18 protein-coding genes are annotated in these 18,509 nt (G+C 54.3%); 12 read left to right on the forward strand and 6 right to left on the reverse strand.

The genetic code is table 11. The annotated features are described in order from the left end of the window. Nucleotides 1–79 precede the first annotated feature (79 nt). The 3 genes from pat to trxC form a co-directional block, all read right to left on the reverse strand. Nucleotides 80–2,740, reverse strand: coding sequence for a protein lysine acetyltransferase (gene pat, locus FOC35_RS13535; protein ID WP_172569157.1), 2,661 nt, complete (start codon nucleotides 2,738–2,740; stop codon nucleotides 80–82). A 32-nt stretch (nucleotides 2,741–2,772) separates the two neighbouring features. Continuing rightward, on the reverse strand, nucleotides 2,773–3,474 hold the full coding sequence (locus FOC35_RS13540) for a tRNA-uridine aminocarboxypropyltransferase (RefSeq protein WP_172569158.1): 702 nt from the start codon (nucleotides 3,472–3,474) through the stop codon (nucleotides 2,773–2,775). A gap of 73 nt (nucleotides 3,475–3,547) precedes the next feature. Further along, nucleotides 3,548–3,967: a thioredoxin TrxC gene (trxC, locus tag FOC35_RS13545; RefSeq protein WP_172569159.1), complete on the reverse strand. Its 420-nt coding sequence runs from the start codon at nucleotides 3,965–3,967 to the stop codon at nucleotides 3,548–3,550. Nucleotides 3,968–4,178: 211 nt separating this feature from the next. On the opposite strand from trxC, the gene FOC35_RS13550 reads away from it, so the two are divergent. Continuing rightward, a complete protein-coding gene (locus FOC35_RS13550; protein ID WP_172569160.1) occupies nucleotides 4,179–5,252 on the forward strand; it encodes a tRNA/rRNA methyltransferase in 1,074 nt (357 codons plus the stop codon). 57 nt (nucleotides 5,253–5,309) lie between these two features. Here the strand turns inward: FOC35_RS13550 and ung are convergent, their stop codons facing one another. Then, nucleotides 5,310–5,999: a uracil-DNA glycosylase gene (ung, locus tag FOC35_RS13555; RefSeq protein WP_172569161.1), complete on the reverse strand. Its 690-nt coding sequence runs from the start codon at nucleotides 5,997–5,999 to the stop codon at nucleotides 5,310–5,312. 318 nt (nucleotides 6,000–6,317) lie between these two features. On the opposite strand from ung, the gene grcA reads away from it, so the two are divergent. Continuing rightward, nucleotides 6,318–6,701, forward strand: a complete 384-nt coding sequence (grcA, locus tag FOC35_RS13560; protein WP_016537828.1) for an autonomous glycyl radical cofactor GrcA — start codon at nucleotides 6,318–6,320, stop codon at nucleotides 6,699–6,701. Between the two features lie 142 nt (nucleotides 6,702–6,843). Here grcA and srmB read toward each other — a convergent pair whose 3' ends face one another. Continuing rightward, nucleotides 6,844–8,169 (reverse strand): ATP-dependent RNA helicase SrmB, encoded by a 1,326-nt coding sequence (gene srmB, locus FOC35_RS13565; protein ID WP_172569162.1) that lies wholly within the window; start codon nucleotides 8,167–8,169, stop codon nucleotides 6,844–6,846. A gap of 121 nt (nucleotides 8,170–8,290) precedes the next feature. Between srmB and FOC35_RS13570 the strand changes: the two genes are divergently transcribed. After that, a complete protein-coding gene (locus tag FOC35_RS13570; RefSeq protein WP_172569163.1) occupies nucleotides 8,291–9,028 on the forward strand; it encodes a tRNA1(Val) (adenine(37)-N6)-methyltransferase in 738 nt (245 codons plus the stop codon). Here the strand turns inward: FOC35_RS13570 and nadB are convergent. Continuing rightward, nucleotides 9,013–10,629, reverse strand: coding sequence for an L-aspartate oxidase (gene nadB / locus FOC35_RS13575; protein WP_172569164.1), 1,617 nt, complete (start codon nucleotides 10,627–10,629; stop codon nucleotides 9,013–9,015). The genes FOC35_RS13570 and nadB overlap by 16 nt on opposite strands. Nucleotides 10,630–10,927: 298 nt before the next feature. Between nadB and rseD the strand changes: the two genes are divergently transcribed. The 9 genes from rseD (at nucleotide 10,928) to era (ending at nucleotide 18,507) form a co-directional block, all read left to right on the forward strand. Beyond that, nucleotides 10,928–11,065, forward strand: coding sequence for a rpoE leader peptide RseD (gene rseD, locus FOC35_RS13580; protein WP_147293951.1), 138 nt, complete (start codon nucleotides 10,928–10,930; stop codon nucleotides 11,063–11,065). Further along, the gene (rpoE, locus tag FOC35_RS13585; protein WP_016537822.1) at nucleotides 11,062–11,637 is read left to right on the forward strand and encodes an RNA polymerase sigma factor RpoE; all 576 of its coding nucleotides are present in this window, start codon (nucleotides 11,062–11,064) and stop codon (nucleotides 11,635–11,637) included. Before rseD ends, rpoE begins: the two co-directional genes overlap by 4 nt. A 31-nt stretch (nucleotides 11,638–11,668) precedes the next feature. After that, on the forward strand, nucleotides 11,669–12,322 hold the full coding sequence (rseA, locus tag FOC35_RS13590; RefSeq protein ID WP_016537821.1) for an anti-sigma-E factor RseA: 654 nt from the start codon (nucleotides 11,669–11,671) through the stop codon (nucleotides 12,320–12,322). After that, entirely contained in the window at nucleotides 12,322–13,287 is a 966-nt protein-coding gene (gene rseB, locus FOC35_RS13595; RefSeq protein WP_172569165.1) for a sigma-E factor regulatory protein RseB, read from the forward strand. The genes rseA and rseB overlap by 1 nt, the downstream gene beginning before the upstream one ends. Beyond that, entirely contained in the window at nucleotides 13,284–13,766 is a 483-nt protein-coding gene (rseC, locus tag FOC35_RS13600) for a SoxR-reducing system protein RseC (protein ID WP_016537819.1), read from the forward strand. Before rseB ends, rseC begins: the two co-directional genes overlap by 4 nt. A 195-nt stretch (nucleotides 13,767–13,961) precedes the next feature. Continuing rightward, complete coding sequence (gene lepA / locus FOC35_RS13605; protein ID WP_016537818.1) at nucleotides 13,962–15,761, forward strand: translation elongation factor 4; 1,800 nt, start codon at nucleotides 13,962–13,964, stop codon at nucleotides 15,759–15,761. A 14-nt stretch (nucleotides 15,762–15,775) separates the two neighbouring features. Further along, nucleotides 15,776–16,750 (forward strand): signal peptidase I, encoded by a 975-nt coding sequence (lepB, locus tag FOC35_RS13610; RefSeq protein ID WP_016537817.1) that lies wholly within the window; start codon nucleotides 15,776–15,778, stop codon nucleotides 16,748–16,750. Nucleotides 16,751–16,921: 171 nt separating this feature from the next. Next, nucleotides 16,922–17,602: a ribonuclease III gene (gene rnc, locus FOC35_RS13615; protein WP_039898663.1), complete on the forward strand. Its 681-nt coding sequence runs from the start codon at nucleotides 16,922–16,924 to the stop codon at nucleotides 17,600–17,602. Next, a complete protein-coding gene (gene era, locus FOC35_RS13620; RefSeq protein ID WP_016537816.1) occupies nucleotides 17,599–18,507 on the forward strand; it encodes a GTPase Era in 909 nt (302 codons plus the stop codon). Before rnc ends, era begins: the two co-directional genes overlap by 4 nt. Nucleotides 18,508–18,509: the final 2 nt, after the last annotated feature.

Consider the following 18,509-nt stretch of genomic DNA (forward strand, 5'->3'; position numbering starts at 1 on the left):
TCTGCAAAATCCAGACGTCAGAACCTGCTGATAATACCACTACTGCCCGGCAAAGTGAGTATGTTTTCCAGTACCTTACTCACGAATCTGTGCTTTCGTTTAGCTTCAGCGTCAGGCTTACGATACCGTCTTCAAGCTGAATATCAACGCTGAAACCCAGTTTCCGGGCCAGGGTTATCATCCCCTGATTGTTTGGCATGGTAATGCCATTCAGCCTCAGAAGGCCGTGCTGTCGGGTATAACCGATAAGTTTGGCCAGCAGCCGACGCCCCAGCCCAAGCCCTTTTAAGTCAGAACGTACCAGTACCGCGAACTCGGCATCAACATTATCCGCATCTGAAATCGCTCTGGTTACGCCCAGGATCTCATCGCAGCCGTTGACTCGCCGCACGGCCACAAACGCCATTTCCCGATCGTAGTCGATCTGCGTCATGTTGGCTAAATCTTCGTGGGTAAATTCGTTGATCTCGCTGAAGTAGCGGTAATAGAGATCTTCTTTGGTTACCTGGGCAATAAAACGCTGCAACTGGGGTTCGTCTTCCGGCAGGATCGGTCGGAACAGGCAGCGATCGCCATTTTTTAATTGCACAACTTCCTCAAGTTGATGGGGATAGGGGCGCACTGCGAGCCTGGCGTCTGCATCTCCGGTAAACTTAGCTAGCTGGAGCGTTACGTCCAGCAGAGTGAACTCATTGCCCGAGGCCAGCAGCGGGTGAATATCAAGACGCTCGATTTCCGGGCAATCGATTATCAGATTGGAAACCTGCACCAGCACCTGGCTTATCCCCGCCACATCCAGCGGGCGCAGCGCGCTACGGCTGCGGATCTTGCCGCTCTTTATTGCCTGAATAACCAGATAACGGGCCAGGTTCATATTTAAAGGCGGAAGTGCGACGGCAGCCTGCCTTTCTGGTCGCCATTCGACGCCGCCTTCTCCCAGCATAATCAGCGGGCCAAACACTGGATCGTGCTCGACCACGACCCGCAGCTCCTGAGCACCAGCGCGGTTCGCCATGCTTTGTACCAGCAGCCCATGAATACGTGCCTGCGGCCAGGCTAGCTTCACTCGATCGATAATCGCCTCAGCCGCCTGCTGCACTTCGCTGGCGGTGCGCAGGTAAAGCATCACCCCCTGAACTTCTGATTTATGTGGAATATCAGGAGAGCGGAGCTTTAAAGCCACCGGGTAGCCAAGCTGCTCGGCGATATGCACTGCCTCGGCGCTGTCGCTGGCAATCCAGGTTGGCAGCGTTGTAAGCCCATAGGCCTGAAGTATCGGGCGGACTTCATGGGTATCCAGAGTCGTCACGCCCTGCTGTAGCGCCTGGCGGATAAGATGATGGGCCTCGCCGGTGTCGGCCGTCAGGTTAGCGGGCAGGGCCGGGGTTTCCCGCAGCTGCTTCTGATTGCGGCGATACTCCACCATATGCATAAAGGCGGTTACCGCTCCCTCCGGCGTGCGGTAGGTCGGAATGCCAGCATCGCTAAACAAACGCCTTGCTTCCTGGGAGGAAAATTCGCCGCACCAGTTGGTGATAATCGTCAGGTATTTACCGCGCGGATGGCGTTGTAATAAATCTATTAAGGCCAGAGCGCTGGCCGTGCCCGGAGCGGCAGCGCTGGGAGAATGAATCACCATTAGCGCATCCAAATCATGGCTATCCAGCAGTTTCTCTACCGCCAATAAATAGCGGCCTGGCGTGGCATCATCGCGCAAGTCAATGGGGTTACCCGGCTCTACTCCGGGAGGTAAAGCCGCCGCCAGCGATTGTGTGGTTTCCTCGCTTAAAACGGCGAGCTTGCCATTACGCAGCCATAACTCGTCCAGCGCGAGCGCTGCCGGAGCCGCGCCGTTGCTGACTATCATTAAACGTTCTCCGCGCAGCGGGCGCATGTGGCTCAACGTTTCAACGGCGGAGAACAGTTCGTGAGTATCCTGAACCCGCAGCAGGCCAGCTCGTTGAATGGCCGCGTCCCAGGCAGCGTCGAGTCCGGGATGAGTCTTTAACAGCGTCTGGGCTTTAGCGCTACGCCCGCTTTTAATCACCAGAATGGGCTTATTACGCGAAGCGCTTCGCGCGGCGGAGACGAAACGGCGAGCATCGCTGAGGTGTTCAAGGTATAGCAGGATGGCGCTGGTTTTATTATCCCGCGCCAGGTAATCGAGCAACTCATCTACGTCAATATCGAGGCTGTCGCCGAGGGCGATAAACCAGGAGAAGCCCATCTCGCGCTGCTGCGCCCAGTCAAGGATGGTATTTGAAACGGCGGCTGACTGAGAGATAAAAGCCAGTTTGCCTTTCTGAATAGGGACCGGAGAGAAGCTGGCATTTAGCCCCTGCCACGGAGCAAGCAGCCCGAGGCTATTTGGGCCAAGCAGTCGTATTTGAAAGCGAGCTGCGCAGGCTAACAGATCGGACAACTGCTCAGGAGGAGCCGAAAGAATAATGCAGGCTTTGCAGCCTTTATTACCCAGGGCTTCAAGCAGTTCCGGATTACGACGGGAGTGGGTACAGATAACCGCGAGATCCGGGGCAAACGGCAGGCTTGCGATATCTGGCCAGGCCAGCACGCCGCACACGGCTTTATGAGTCGGAGTGACCGGCATAACCGGGCCATTGAAGCCTCCGGCAAGCAGGTTGCGCATCATTAAATAGCCGGCGCGATCGGTTTTTGCCGATGCGCCGATAACGGCAATGGATTTCGGACGCAGCAGCGCTTCCAGTCCTCGTTGGCTCACGACTCTCTCCCCTGAGTGATGTTGAGGAGAGTCTAAACGTTTTCCGTGATTTCTGCTGTGATGCTGGATTGATGATGAGGTTTCCCCGCCAGATAGCGTTCGCGGAACAGCGTGAAATGGTCCGTTAACCCTTTAGAGGCCAGGCTATCTCCGGCCAGTTCCAGCAAGGCGGCCGCAACTTCGGCGGTGCAATACTGGCCGTCGGCATGCGCTTCACGCAATCGGTAGGCAGAGGTAATACTTAAATCCACGGAGATGACCGGCAGCGAGTCGAGATACGGGCTTTTGCGAAACATTTTTCGCGCTTCGGTCCAGGTGCCGTCCAGCATAATAAACAGCAGCGGTTTACCGTGCATAGGGGGAACCGAGAGCACTTCTCTCCCGGGATCTGCGTAAGAGGCCGGGAAAACCACCATTGGCTGGTAGTCTGGGTTGGCAACCAGATCCAAAAGCGCCTGAGGTGGCTCGGTACGCGACCACTGGAAAGCCTCGGTATCCGGTAAGATATCGGCAATTAAACGCCCTGTATTGCTGGGTTTCATCGGTTCGGTGTCGAACATCACCAGACAAAAACGGCTGCGTGCGCTTTGCGCCTGAAGTGTTTCACACAGGCACTGTTTTAGCGGCAAAAGGCAGCGCTGGCAGCGGCGAATACGGTTCCCGCGAGCGAGAAAAGGGCGGGTAGCGCGGGCGAGACGAGCGGCACGGAGGCGAAGAACGGCGTTTTCGATCATTAAGCAGACTTGGTTAAAAACGCCATTCTAACGTAGATAGCGTCAAGGGGCACAAAGAAGATGCCCCTCAGCTTTAGAGATTTTCGTCCAGCCAGCTATCAAACGGTGCTTTTGGCATTGCGCCATTCAGCATATCGACAACCTGGCCCTTCTTGAAAATCATAATGGTTGGAATGCTTCGAATGCGGAAGCGTGCGCTAAGCTCTTGTTCAGCTTCGGTGTTCACCTTAACAAAGCGAACTTTGCCGCTGCGTTCTTCGGCGACATCTTCAAAAATCGGGGCAAAGTTAACGCACGGGCCGCACCATGGCGCCCAGAAATCGATAACTACCGGCAAGTCGTCTTTCAGCAGTTTATCCAGCGTGGCGCTGGTGGCGTTAATCACTTCGCCATCAAACAGTTCGTGACCGCAGCGGCCGCATTTTGCGCCGTCATCAATACGGTCGTCAGGAATGCGGTTGATGGCCTGGCAGTCGGCACAAACGGTATTCATAACTCACCTCAGAGAGAATGGGTTGTCGAAAATCGGCGTCAGGCGCCGAGGATGTTTCAAGTATGTTACATATTATCGGTGAAGATGTGTGGCTCAACAAAGCGATTTATTCAATGAGTACAATAGTTATTAGCTTTTAAGCAAAGTTAATGGCTAACCCATGCCACATCAGGTAATCTGCGCGCTTCGCGCTCAGCCAGGTGGAGGAACAATGAACGACGAATTTAAAGGTAAAAGCGGCAAGGTCAAAGTGATGTATGTCCGCGGTGACGACGAAAGCGAAAAACGCACCCAAAACCCGCGTACCGGGAAAGGTGGTGGGCGTCCTGCTGGTGCGTCGCGTGGTGAAGGCGGCGGTCGCCGTCCGGCTCGTCACGATGATAAACCTCGCGGCGGGCGCGATCGTAATGAACGTAACGACAGAGGCGATCGCGGTGAAGCGTCTTCCCCGTGGCGTACGGTTTCCCGTCCGCCAAGAGAAGAAGCTCCGTCAACGTTCGACAATGACGGTACCGGCACTAAAAATGTCATCGATCCGGAAGTGATTCGTCGCCAGCGCGCCGAAGAAACCCGCGTCTATGGTGAAAATGCGTGTAAGGCTCTGTTCCAGAGTCGCCCTGAGTGCATCGTGCGCGCCTGGTTTATCCAGAGCGTAACGCCGCGCTTCAAAGAGGCGCTGCGCTGGATGGCTGCGAACCGCAAGGCCTACCACGTAGTGGATGATGCGGAACTTGCAAAAGCTTCCGGAACAGAACATCACGGCGGCGTTTGCTTCATTATTAAAAAACGCAGCGGCATCAGCGTTCAGAGCTGGCTGAATAAAGCCGGTGAAGACGATTGTGTGCTGGCGCTGGAAGATGTGGGTAACCCGCATAATCTCGGCGGCATCATGCGTAGCTGTGCGCACTTCGGCGTGAAGGGGCTGCTGATTCAGGATGCTTCTTTACTGGAGTCTGGCGCGGCGGTTCGTACCGCAGAAGGCGGCGCTGAGCACGTAGTTGCCATTAGTGGCGAAACGTTTGGTGACGGTCTGGAAGCCTTCCGTAAAGCGGGCTATACCATCGTAACCACCTCCAGCCACCAGGGAACTCCGCTGTACAAAGCCGAGTTGCCTAAGAAAATGGTGCTGGTGCTTGGTCAGGAGCGCGACGGCGTTTCCGATACCACTTTTGAAAACGCGGATATGAGCGTGGCAATTGAAGGTACGGGGAATGTTGAAAGCCTCAACGTTTCGGTAGCAACCGGCGTATTGCTGGGTGAATGGTGGCGTCAGAACAAGGCGTAACCACTTTCCCTGTGATAAAAAAGCCAGCGTAATAGCTGGCTTTTTTTTGCTTTGAATTCAGCTGTTTTCAGCCGGCAGCTGTGGCATCCAGTCTATTGCTTGCTCTCCGCGCCCGGCCAGATACTCGTTGGCCTTCACAAAATGCCCGCAGCCGAAGAAACCGCGATGTGCCGAAAGCGGTGACGGGTGAGGCGCTGTTAAAACATGATGCCGCTGGCGATCGATAATACTGCCTTTACGCTGGGCATGTGCGCCCCACAGCAGGAATACCACGCCTTCACGGTGCTGATTAATTAATGCAATCACCTTATCGGTAAAGGTTTCCCAGCCGAAGTTAGCGTGGGAATGCGCCTTTCCGGCCTCTACGGTCAGCACCGTGTTGAGCAGCAGCACGCCCTGGCGCGCCCAGCTTTCCAGGTAACCGTGCGTCGGGCGAGTAAAGCCAGGAACGGAAGCGGCGAGCTCCTTATACATATTGACCAGCGAGGGTGGCGGCGTAATACTCGGGAGCACCGAGAAAGAAAGCCCGTGTGCCTGCCCCGGGCCGTGATAAGGATCCTGACCCAAAATCACCACTTTAACGTCACCCAGCTCGGTAAAACGAAAAGCGTTAAATACGTCTTTCTGCACAGGATAAACAGTTACGCCCGCCGCCCGCTCTGCCGCAACAGCATTAAGCGTATTGATAAAGTAGGGCTGCTGCTTCTCTTCAGCCAGCACGTCGTGCCAGGTGAGTTGGGTTGTCATCTCGCTCTCCCGCGAATGTGTTTGTCCGATAGCTTAACTGCTTCTGCTTCATGAGCAAAATATTGCGTGGCATCAATGGGCTACGATGCAAAATAAAGTTGAAAATTTACAAACTTTTTAATATTACCGCATGTCGCTAAGTTGATGTAAAACAAATAAATCCTCTTATAGCCATTTTTAGTGTGTGGATTTAATTGATTTAAGTCAAAGAATCGAGCCAGGCAGACTGATATAAGAACAACAAAGCAACAAAGGTTTTACCAATGAGCCAGATTGCTGGCCCAAAGAATCAGCACATTACCCTGAGGGAGAAATAAAATGATTACTGGTATCCAGATTACAAAAGCGGCAAATGATGAACTTCTGAACTCTTTCTGGCTGCTCGACAACGAAAAAGGCGAGGCGCGCTGCGTCTGTGCAAAAGCCGGTTTTGCTGAAGATGAAGTAGTTGCGGTGAGCAAACTGGGTCAGTTCGAATACCGTGAAATTCCAATGGAAGTAAAACCGGAAGTTCGCGTGGAAGGCGGTCAGCACCTGAACGTTAACGTTTTGCGCCGCGAAACGCTGGAAGATGCCGTTAAGCATCCGGAAAAATATCCGCAGCTGACCATCCGCGTTTCAGGTTATGCGGTTCGCTTTAACTCCCTGACTCCGGAGCAGCAGCGCGACGTTATTACCCGTACTTTCACCGAAAGCCTGTAATTTCTGTTATGTGATAAAAAGCCGGCCTGCGAGCCGGCTTTTTTACGCTTTCAGCAAAGAAGTGCTTCAAAGCACCCATAATCAGATGAATTGCCACAAAAAAGCCGCCTCAAAAGGGCGGCTTTTTTGTTATGCAGAGTGATTATTCAGCAGTATCATCTTTCGTCGCGCTTGGCTTGCGGCGTTTACCGATGTTTTTCTGATCGCGGTGACGAACTTTCACACGCGGCTTCTCTTTGTCTTTCTCTTTTTTCTTCTCTTCGCGCTTGGCCAGCACTTTCTTGGAAGGCTTGCCGGTAAGCTTCTCGCTAGGTGCGCGAGTCGTTGGGCGAAGTTCATCAATCACGCGAGACTTCATCGGCTCTTTCATGTAGCGGGTAATTTTACCCAGCAGCAGATGATCGTGAGCCTCAACCAGAGAAATTGCGGTGCCTTTCATACCCGCACGCCCGGTACGACCGATGCGGTGCAGGTAGATATCAGCGGTGCGCGGCAGGTCAAAGTTGAACACATGGCTGACATCAGGAATATCAATCCCTCGGGCAGCTATATCGGTAGCAACCAGCACGTTAACGCGGCCATCGGTTAAACGCTTGATAGCTTCGTTACGCTTAGCCTGCACCATCTCGCCTTCCAGATAGCAGGTATTGATACCTGCTTCGCGCAGCCACGCAACCAGCTCATGCACACGCTCACGTTTACGCACGAAGACGATAGAGCGGGTGGTGTCCGGCTGGTTCAGCAGGTTAACCAGCAATTTGGTTTTATGCTCGATATCATCAGCGCGATAATACCACTGATGAATTTTTTTGCGCTCACGCGTGGACGGGATAGCCGAAACTTCAACCGGATCTTCCAGCAGGCGCTCAGCGAAGTTCTTGATAGCATCGCCTTCAAGCGTTGCGGAGAACAGCATCGTCTGCTTACGCCAGCGGGTTTCAGCGGCAATGGTTTCAATATCCTGCGCGAAGCCCATGTCCAGCATGCGGTCTGCTTCATCAAGGATCAGCGTTTCAACCGCACGGCAGTCGAAGTTTTCTTCCTTAATGTATTGCAGCAGGCGACCGGTTGTCGCAACCACGATATCCTGGTTCTCGCTGAAAACCTCTGCATGGTTCATATAAGCCACGCCGCCGGTAATGGTCGCGATATCCAGATGGGTATGTTTTGCCAGCTCGCGGGCGTGATCCGCTACCTGCATAGCCAGTTCGCGGGTCGGCGTCACTATCAGGATGCGCGGCGGGCCAGATTTCTTACGCGGGAAGTCGACCAGATGCTGTAAAGCAGGCAGCAGGTAAGCTGCGGTTTTACCGGTACCCGTTGGTGCTGAACCCAGCACATCGCGCCCTTCAAGTGCAGGAGGAATGGCCGCAGCCTGGATTGCTGTCGGGCGAGTAAAGCCCTTCTCCTGGAGCGCGTCCAAAAGGCTTTCATCAAGTTCGAGTTCGGAAAAAGTGCTTACAGTCATGGTCTACCTCTATTTGGGACGCCGATTATAGACGTTATGACCGCGATCTTCATCTGTTTGTGTCTTTCCGTCGTTGCTCGTTTCACTTATGCTACGGCGGTTTCTTTGCAAGGTAGATAAGATGTCGGATCAAAAAGCGGTATTACGTCGGGACGGATTCACTTTCAAACAGTTTTTTGTCGCGCACGATCGCTGTGCCATGAAGGTGGGAACGGATGGAACGCTACTCGGCGCATGGGTGCCGGTTGCCAGGGTAAAAAGCGTGCTGGATATCGGCACCGGCAGCGGCCTGTTGGCGCTGATGTTGGCTCAGCGTACGCCGGAAGACGTCACTATTGAAGCCGTAGAGCTTGATCCGATTGCCGCAGAACAGGCTGCGGAAAATGCGGCTGCCTGCCGTTGGGCTTCGCGTATTAAGGTCCACTGTGCGGATATTCGCGACTGGGCGCAGCAGGCAACTCAGCGTTACTCCCTGATTGTCAGCAACCCGCCGTTCTTTGAGCAGGGAAGCAACTGTGCTTCGCCGGAACGTGCTCAGGCACGCTACACCACTACGCTGGATCACCGTGCGTTGTTGAGCAGCGCGGAGCAGCTTATAACCGAAGACGGTTTTTTCTGCGTGATTATGCCGGAAGCGGCCGGTACGGCTTTCAGCGAACTGGCTAAATCCGAGGGCTGGCACGTTCGCTATCGCACGGATGTTGCGGATAACGAAACCCGCTTGCCGCATCGCGTGATGCTGGCGCTCTCTCCAACTGGTGGGGAATACTTTAGCGAACGCCTGGTGATTCGTGGGCCAGACCAAACCTATTCCGAAGGCTATTGCGGCCTGACCCAGGATTTCTACCTGTTTATGTAGAGCGGCGACAGTACGCTTGGGCCTGAATCGCTTAGCTGCTCCGGGTAGTCGAGCGTGTAATGCAGGCCGCGGCTCTCTTTGCGCTGCATCGCACAGCGCACAATAAGCTCGGCCACCTGCACCAGGTTCCTCAGCTCAAGCAGATTGTTGGAAACGCGGAAGTTGGCGTAATACTCGTCAATTTCCTGCTGAAGCATGGTAATGCGGCGCAGCGCACGTTCCAGCCTCCGGGTTGTGCGAACAATCCCCACGTAGTCCCACATAAAAAGCCGCAGCTCGTGCCAGTTATGCTGGATAACGACCTGCTCGTCGGGATTGTCGACGCGGCTGTCATCCCAGTCCGGCAGATTTTTGCTCTCGCGTGCGTAGGGCAGGCGTTTAAGAATATCCTCTGCGGCAGACCAGCCGTAAACCAGGCATTCAAGCAGAGAGTTAGAAGCCATACGGTTTGCGCCATGCAGGCCGGTATAAGTCACTTCTCCTATCGCATAAAGCCCGTCAACGTCAGTTCGCCCGTGCTCATCAACCATTACGCCGCCGCAGGTGTAATGCGCGGCCGGTACGATGGGAACGGCTTCTTTAGTCAAATCAATGCCCAACCCGAGCAGTTTTTCATAAATAGTCGGGAAGTGCTGGCGCACAAAAGTGTCCGGCTTATGGCTGATATCAAGATACATGCAGTCTGCGCCTAGACGCTTCATTTCATGATCGATTGCGCGGGCGACAATATCCCGCGGCGCAAGCTCTGCCCGTTCATCAAAGTCCGGCATAAAGCGGGAGCCATCCGGGCGCTTCAGGTAAGCGCCTTCGCCGCGCAGCGCCTCGGTAAGCAGGAAGTTTCGCGCCTGCGGGTGATACAACGCCGTCGGGTGGAATTGGTTGAATTCAAGGTTTGCTACCCGGCAGCCTGCGCGCCAGGCCATTGCAATTCCATCGCCGGATGAAATGTCCGGGTTGGTCGTATATTGGTAAACCTTCGAAGCACCACCCGTTGCCAATACCACGGCTTTAGCCCGGCAGGTTTCAACTTTTTCGCGATTGCGGTTCCAGACCCAGGCTCCCACCACGCGACGGGTTCCCGGCAGCCCGATTTTATCGGAGATGATTAAATCCACGGCATTACTGCGTTCAATAACCTGAATATTCGGATGGCTGAGCGCTTTGCCAACTAATGTGGTTTCGACTTCTTTGCCGGTGGCGTCGGCCGCGTGAAGGATGCGGCGGTGGCTATGGCCGCCTTCACGGGTTAAATGGTAGCTTTCCTCGCCGTTGGCAAGCGTCTGTGTGTCGAACATCACGCCCTGGTCTATCAGCCACTGTACGCAGTGTTTGGCGTTGCTGGCGACGAACTCTACCGCATCGCGGTCACAGATCCCTGCTCCGGCAATAAGCGTGTCGTCGATATGGGAGCCAATGCTGTCGGTTTCGTCGAACACCGCCGCAATGCCGCCCTGGGCATAAAAGGTTGACCCTTCATTAATCGGCCCCTTACTCAGCACAATGACCTTGCTGTTGTGGGCAAGCCTGAGGGCCAGAGAGAGGCCGGCAGCGCCGCTACCGACGATAAGAACATCACAGACCAGATCGCTATTTATATTCATGATGTTTAATTTACTAAACAGTGGTAGGCCGACAATAGCACCAGGTGCGCGTCAGGACACTCTTTTTTATGAAATTGTTGGGCGCACTAAACAGTGGCACCCGGAGATCTTGCGGGGAGAAGTCGGTCAAAATATGTAAAAAAATCCCGTTTACAGGGGATAAACAGCAGATTAAATGATGAAAAGCCTCGATTCATGCGATACTCTGCTCGCTAACTTTTTAAGCGGTGATTCGGAAGAATCGGCGTTACCGTTTTGCGTAGCGGAACTTATAATGAAAAGATTCAATCCGCGAAACATGACAGAAAAACAAAGGCGTAACGGAACTTTGCTCACCTCGGGCGCTCCAACTCTAAGCTTGCTCAAAAATGCAGGGTTCGAGTGGCATTTCGATTACGCGTGGATATTAGGTTTGGGGAGACATTACCTCGGATGAGCGAGCAGTTAACGGATCAGGTCCTCGTCGAACGGGTCCAGAAGGGAGATCAGAAATCTTTCAACCTACTGGTGGTTCGCTACCAGCATAAAGTTGCGAGCCTGGTTTCCCGATATGTACCGTCAGGGGATGTCCCGGACGTGGTACAGGAATCATTCATTAAGGCTTATCGCGCGCTGGACTCATTCCGCGGCGATAGCGCGTTTTATACGTGGCTGTACCGCATCGCGGTCAACACGGCAAAAAATTATCTGGTTGCTCAGGGGCGCCGTCCACCTTCCAGCGATGTAGACGCAATTGATGCGGAAAACTACGAAAGTGGCAGCGCGCTGAAAGAAATTTCGAACCCTGAGAACTTAATGTTGTCTGAAGAGCTGAGACAGATAGTTTTCCGTACTATTGAGTCGCTCCCGGAAGATTTACGCATGGCAATTACGTTGCGGGAGCTGGATGGTTTGAGCTATGAAGAGATAGCCGCCATTATGGACTGCCCGGTAGGTACAGTGCGTTCTCGTATCTTCCGTGCTCGGGAAGCTATCGATAATAAAGTTCAACCGCTTATCAGGCGTTGACGATAGCGGATTACTGGAAGGGTATTTAGGCATGCAGAAAGAACAACTTTCCGCTTTAATGGATGGCGAATCTCTCGATAGCGAGCTGCTTAACCGTTTGTCGCAAGACCAGACGCTACAGCAGAGCTGGGAGAGCTACCATCTCATCCGCGACACGATGCGCGGAGATACCAGTGACATTCTTCATTTCGATATTTCTGCCAAAGTGATGGCGGCTATCGCTGATGAACCAGTGCGCAAAGTCGCGCCGCTGATTGCCGAATCACAGCCGCAGCCTCAGCAATGGCAGAAAATGCCGTTCTGGCACAAGGTGCGTCCGTGGGCGAGCCAGCTAACCCAGATGGGCGTTGCTGCATGCGTATCGCTTGCGGTTATCGTCGGCGTACAGCACTATAACGGCCAGTCTGATGGTGCTGCTCAGCCGGAAACTCCGGTATTTAACACGCTGCCGATGATGGGCAAAGCCAGCCCGGTAAGCCTGGGCGTACCGTCTGATGCAACTGCCAGCAACGGCAGCAGCAGTCAGCAGGTACAGGAACAGCGTCGTCGTATTAACGCTATGCTGCAGGATTATGAATTGCAGCGTCGTTTACACTCCGAGCAGCTCCAGTTTGAACAGGCGCAAACCCAGCAGGCCGCTGTGCAAGTGCCAGGAAACCAAACTTTAGGAACGCAATCGCAGTAATGAAGCAACTTTGGTGTGCCCTGTCTTTAGTGGCAGGCAGCCTGTTGTTCACCTCCAGCGCCTCGGCGGACACTGTTTCGTCCGGGGCGTTGTTGCAGCAGATGAACCAGGCAAGTCAGTCACTCAACTATGAGCTGGCGTTTATCAATATCAGTAAACAAGGGATTGAGTCTCTTAGTTACCGCCACGCGCGTCTTGATAACCGCCCGCTTGCCCAGTTCCTGCAAATGGATGGCCCGCGCAGGGAAGTGGTTCAGCGCGGCAACGAGATAAGCTATTTTGAACCCGGGCTTGAGCCGTTCACGCTCACCGGGGACTACATCGTCGACTCCCTTCCGTCCATCGTCTATACCGACTTCAAGCGCTTAACGCCGTATTACGACTTTATCTCCGTCGGGCGCACGCGTATTGCCGATCGCCTGTGCGAGGTAATTCGCGTCGTTGCGCGAGACGGAACGCGTTATAACTATATTGTCTGGATCGATACTGAAACCAAGCTGCCGCTGCGCGTCGATCTGTTGGATCGCGATGGCGAAACGCTGGAACAATTCCGGGTGGTTTCGTTCTCCGTAGAGAACCAGGCCAGCAGCCTGATGCAGAACCTTGCGAAGGCTACTCTGCCGCCGCTGCTGTCTGTGCCGGGCGCGGAGAAAGCTAACTTCTCATGGGCGCCGTCCTGGCTGCCGCAGGGGTTCAGTGAAGTTTCCAGCAGCCGCAGGCCGCTGCCGACCGTTGGCGTTCCGATTGAGTCTCGCCTCTATTCTGACGGTTTGTTCAGCTTCTCGGTGAACGTCAGCCAGGCGCCGGCTGCCAGCACCAATGGCGATCAGATGGTACGCACCGGCCGCCGCACCGTGAATACTGAAATTCGGGATAAAACGGAAATTACCGTTGTGGGTGAGTTACCTCCGCAAACGGCCAAACGTATTACCGACAGCATTAAATTCAACGGGGCGACGCCATGATTAAAGAGTGGGCGACCGTTGTCTCCTGGGAAAACGGCGAGGCTTTATTGCACTGCGACGTCAAGGCTTCTTGCAGCAGTTGCGCTTCGCGTTCGGGCTGCGGCACCCGGGTACTGAATAAGCTCGGGCCGCAAACCAGTCATTTGCTGTCGGTGCCAAGCGAGCAGCCGCTGGTGGCGGGGCAGAAAGTTGAACTGGGCATTGCCGAAGGCAGCCTGCTGGGTTCCGCTCTGCTGGTTTATATGTCGCCTCTGGTCGGGTTGTTCCTCTGTTCCGCGTTGTTCCAGACGCTGTTTAGCACCAACCTCGCTGCTATGGCCGGGGCGCTGCTGGGCGGCGTGGGCGGCTTCCTGATTGCGCGAGGCGTTTCACAGCGCTTCAGCAGCCGTGAAAGCTGGCAGCCGGTTATCCTGAGCGTTGCGCTTGGCCCGGATGCATTACGCGTCGACACCTCAACTCCCCCGGCTGAAAACCCGTAATTTCCCTCTGGTTGACATATCTTTGCACATCCTGCCTACGGCTTAACTAAGCTTGCAGGATGAGCAGTTTCCTCGCTTTCTGGTTGTAGTGTAGAATGCGGCGTTTCAGGCAGAAGACAGTCACTGACATCCTGCTCCGTACTGCGCGAAGCGCCGAGCTCACAGGCCATTTGTAAGGCATAAAAACCTCTAACTATGAAGAACATACGCAACTTTTCTATTATTGCCCACATCGACCACGGTAAATCGACGCTGTCTGACCGTATCATCCAGATTTGCGGCGGCCTGTCCGACCGCGAAATGGCGGCTCAGGTTCTGGACTCCATGGATCTGGAACGTGAACGTGGTATCACCATCAAAGCGCAGAGCGTCACGCTCGACTACAAAGCCAAAGACGGTGAGACCTATCAGCTGAACTTCATCGACACCCCTGGGCACGTTGACTTCTCCTATGAAGTTTCCCGCTCGCTGGCGGCCTGTGAAGGCGCTCTGCTGGTGGTGGATGCCGGGCAGGGCGTTGAAGCTCAGACCCTGGCAAACTGCTACACGGCCATGGAAATGGACCTGGAAGTAGTTCCGGTTCTCAACAAGATTGACCTGCCTGCCGCTGACCCTGAGCGCGTGGCTGAAGAGATTGAGGATATTGTTGGTATCGACGCGGCCGACGCGGTGCGCTGCTCCGCGAAAACCGGCGTGGGCGTGCCTGACGTTTTAGAGCGCCTGGTACGCGACATACCGGCACCTGAGGGCGACCCGGACGCGCCGCTGCAGGCGCTGATCATCGACTCCTGGTTCGATAACTACCTCGGCGTTGTCTCCCTGATCCGTGTGAAAAACGGCACCCTGCGTAAGGGCGATAAAGTAAAAGTAATGAGCACCGGCCAGGTCTATAACGCAGACCGTCTGGGCATCTTCACACCGAAGCAAATTGACCGTACCGAACTGAAGTGCGGGGAAGTTGGCTGGCTGGTTTGTGCGATTAAAGACATCCTGGGCGCGCCGGTAGGCGATACCCTGACGCTGTCCCGCAACCCGGCGGACAAAGCGCTGCCCGGCTTTAAGAAAGTTAAGCCTCAGGTTTATGCCGGTCTGTTCCCGGTCAGCTCTGACGATTACGAAAACTTCCGTGATGCGCTGGGCAAACTCAGCCTGAACGACGCCTCCCTGTTCTACGAGCCAGAAAGCTCCACTGCGCTGGGCTTCGGCTTCCGCTGCGGCTTCCTCGGCCTGTTGCACATGGAAATTATCCAGGAACGTCTGGAGCGTGAGTATGACCTCGACCTGATAACCACCGCACCAACGGTAGTTTACGAAGTGCAGACGACCAACAAAGAGATTATCTACGTTGATAGCCCGTCCAAGCTGCCTGCGCTGAACAACATCGAAGAGCTGCGTGAACCTATCGCCGAATGTCACATGCTGCTGCCGCAGGAATTCCTCGGCAACGTGATCACGCTGTGCATCGAAAAACGTGGCGTGCAGACCAACATGGTTTACCACGGGAACCAGGTTGCCCTGACCTACGAAATCCCGATGGCGGAAGTGGTGCTCGACTTCTTCGACCGCCTCAAGTCGACTTCTCGTGGCTATGCGTCGCTGGATTACAATTTCAAACGTTTCCAGGCTTCCAACATGGTGCGCGTTGATGTACTGATAAACGGCGACCGCGTGGATGCCCTGGCGCTGATTACGCACAACGATAACGCCCCGTATCGCGGCCGCGAGCTGGTGGAGAAGATGAAAGATCTGATCCCTCGCCAGCAGTTCGATATCGCGATTCAGGCTGCCATCGGCAACCACATCATCGCGCGTTCGACGGTGAAACAGCTGCGTAAAAACGTACTGGCAAAATGCTACGGCGGTGACGTAAGCCGTAAGAAAAAGCTGTTGCAGAAACAGAAAGACGGTAAGAAGCGTATGAAGCAGGTCGGTAACGTCGAACTGCCTCAGGAAGCGTTCCTCGCCATCCTGCATGTCGGCAAAGACGGCAAATAATCTAAGGAGTTGGCATGGCGAATATGTTTGCTTTGATCCTCGTGGTAGCCACGCTGGTGACGGGCATTTTATGGTGTCTGGATAAATTTATCTTTGCGCCAAAACGTCGTGAAAAACAGGCGGCAGCTCAGGCTGCCACCGGTGACGCGCTGGACAAAAAGACGCTGAAAAAGGTCGGCCCTAAACCGGGCTGGCTGGAAACCGGCGCTTCGGTATTCCCGGTGCTGGCTATTGTTCTGGTGGTGCGCTCATTTATTTACGAGCCGTTCCAGATCCCATCAGGTTCGATGATGCCAACGCTGTTAATCGGTGATTTTATTCTGGTAGAGAAATTTGCCTACGGAATTAAAGATCCGATTTACCAGAAAACCTTGATTGAAACCGGGCACCCTAAACGCGGTGACATCGCGGTATTTAAATATCCTGAAGATCCGCGTCTGGATTACATCAAGCGCGTGGTGGGGTTGCCGGGTGACCGCGTAAGCTACGATCCGCAGTCTAAGGAAGTGACCGTTCAGCCGAACTGCAGTTCCGGTCAGGCCTGTGACAATGCGCTGCCAATCACTTATTCCAATGTGGAAGCCAGTGATTTTGTGCAGACCTTTGCCCGCCGTAACGGCAGCGAAGCGACCTCCGGTTTCTTCCAGATGCCCAAAGACCAGACCCGTGATGACGGCGTGCGCCTGAGCGAGCGTAAAGAGACGCTGGGCGACGTCACTCACAACATTCTGACCGTGCCGATTGCTCAGGATCAGGTGGGAATGTATTACCAGCAGTCCGGCCTGCCGCTGGCAACGTGGATTGTGCCACCGGGTCATTATTTCATGATGGGTGACAACCGCGATAACAGCGCCGATAGCCGTTACTGGGGATTCGTTCCGGAGCAAAATCTGGTCGGTAAAGCGACAGCTATCTGGATGAGTTTCGAGAAACAGGAAGGCGAATGGCCAACGGGTGTTCGTTTGAATCGGATTGGCGGCATTCATTAAGCAATTAAATCCCACAAACTAACGACATCCCCTGTCGTTGTGTATAGAATAATCCCGCTTTTAAAGGTTGGCTCCCGAAAGGGAGCCACGGCACACGAAACAGCGTTGGTTTGTTTCTCAGGTCTGTTCCGTGTGCTGAATAGTTGACGCATTCATTAATTTTGGTATCGCATGAATCCCATCGTAATAAATAGGCTGCAGCGTAAGCTGGGCTACACTTTTCAACATCAGGATCTGTTGCAACAGGCATTAACCCACCGTAGTGCCAGCAGCAAACACAACGAGCGTCTTGAGTTTTTGGGTGACTCCATTCTCAGTTATGTTATCGCTAACGCGCTGTATCATCGCTTTCCTCGTGTAGACGAGGGCGATATGAGCCGTATGCGTGCGACGCTGGTTCGCGGTAATACGCTGGCTGAAATCGCTCGTGAATTCGAGCTGGGTGAGTGTCTGCGTCTTGGGCCGGGTGAGCTGAAAAGTGGCGGCTTCCGCCGTGAGTCGATTCTTGCCGATACCGTTGAAGCATTAATCGGCGGCATTTTCCTCGACAGCGATATCCAGAACATTGAGCGTCTGATCCTCTCCTGGTATCAGACCCGTCTCGACGAAATCAGTCCGGGCGACAAGCAAAAAGACCCTAAAACGCGTCTGCAGGAGTATCTGCAGGGTCGCCATTTGCCGCTGCCGTCTTATCTGGTGGTGCAGGTTCGTGGTGAAGCGCACGATCAGGAATTTACCATTCACTGTCAGGTGAGTGGCCTGCCTGAGCCGGTCGTTGGGACTGGTTCGAGCCGCCGTAAAGCGGAACAGGCTGCAGCTGAGCAGGCGCTTAAAAAGCTGGAGCTGGAATGAGCGAAGAAAAAACATATTGCGGCTTCGCGGCCATCGTTGGCCGTCCGAACGTCGGCAAATCCACGCTGCTGAACCAGCTGCTTGGGCAGAAAGTTTCCATTACCTCGCGTAAGGCGCAGACCACGCGTCACCGCATTATGGGTATCCATACCGAAGGGGCTTATCAGGCTATTTATGTCGATACCCCGGGGCTGCACATGGAAGAAAAGCGCGCCATCAACCGCTTGATGAACCGCGCGGCCAGCAGCTCTATCGGCGACGTTGAGCTGGTTATTTTCGTGGTTGAAGGCACCCGCTGGACGCCGGACGACGAGATGGTGCTTAACAAGCTGCGTGATAGCCGTGCGCCGGTTATTCTGGCGGTAAACAAGGTTGATAACGTTCAGGACAAGAGCATTCTGCTGCCGCACCTGCAGTTCCTCGGTAGCCAGATGAACTTCCTCGACATCGTGCCGATTTCTGCTGAAACCGGAATGAACGTTGACACCATCGCCGGAATCGTTCGTAAGCACCTGCCGGAAGCAATCCATCACTTCCCGGAAGAGTACATTACCGACCGTTCCCAGCGCTTTATGGCGTCAGAAATCATCCGTGAAAAACTGATGCGTTTCCTGGGGGCCGAACTGCCTTACTCCGTCACCGTTGAAATTGAACAGTTTGTTACCAACGAACGCGGCGGATACGACATCAACGGGCTGATCCTCGTTGAGCGTGAAGGGCAGAAGAAGATGGTCATTGGCAACAAAGGTGCCAAAATCAAAACCATCGGCATTGAAGCCCGTAAAGATATGGAAGAGATGTTCGAAGCCAAAGTTCACCTTGAGCTGTGGGTTAAAGTGAAATCAGGCTGGGCCGATGACGAGCGCGCGCTGCGTAGCCTCGGTTATACCGACGACCTGAGTTAATC

Source organism: Cedecea sp. FDAARGOS_727, assembly GCF_012273235.1.
GTDB lineage: Bacteria > Pseudomonadota > Gammaproteobacteria > Enterobacterales > Enterobacteriaceae > Cedecea > Cedecea davisae.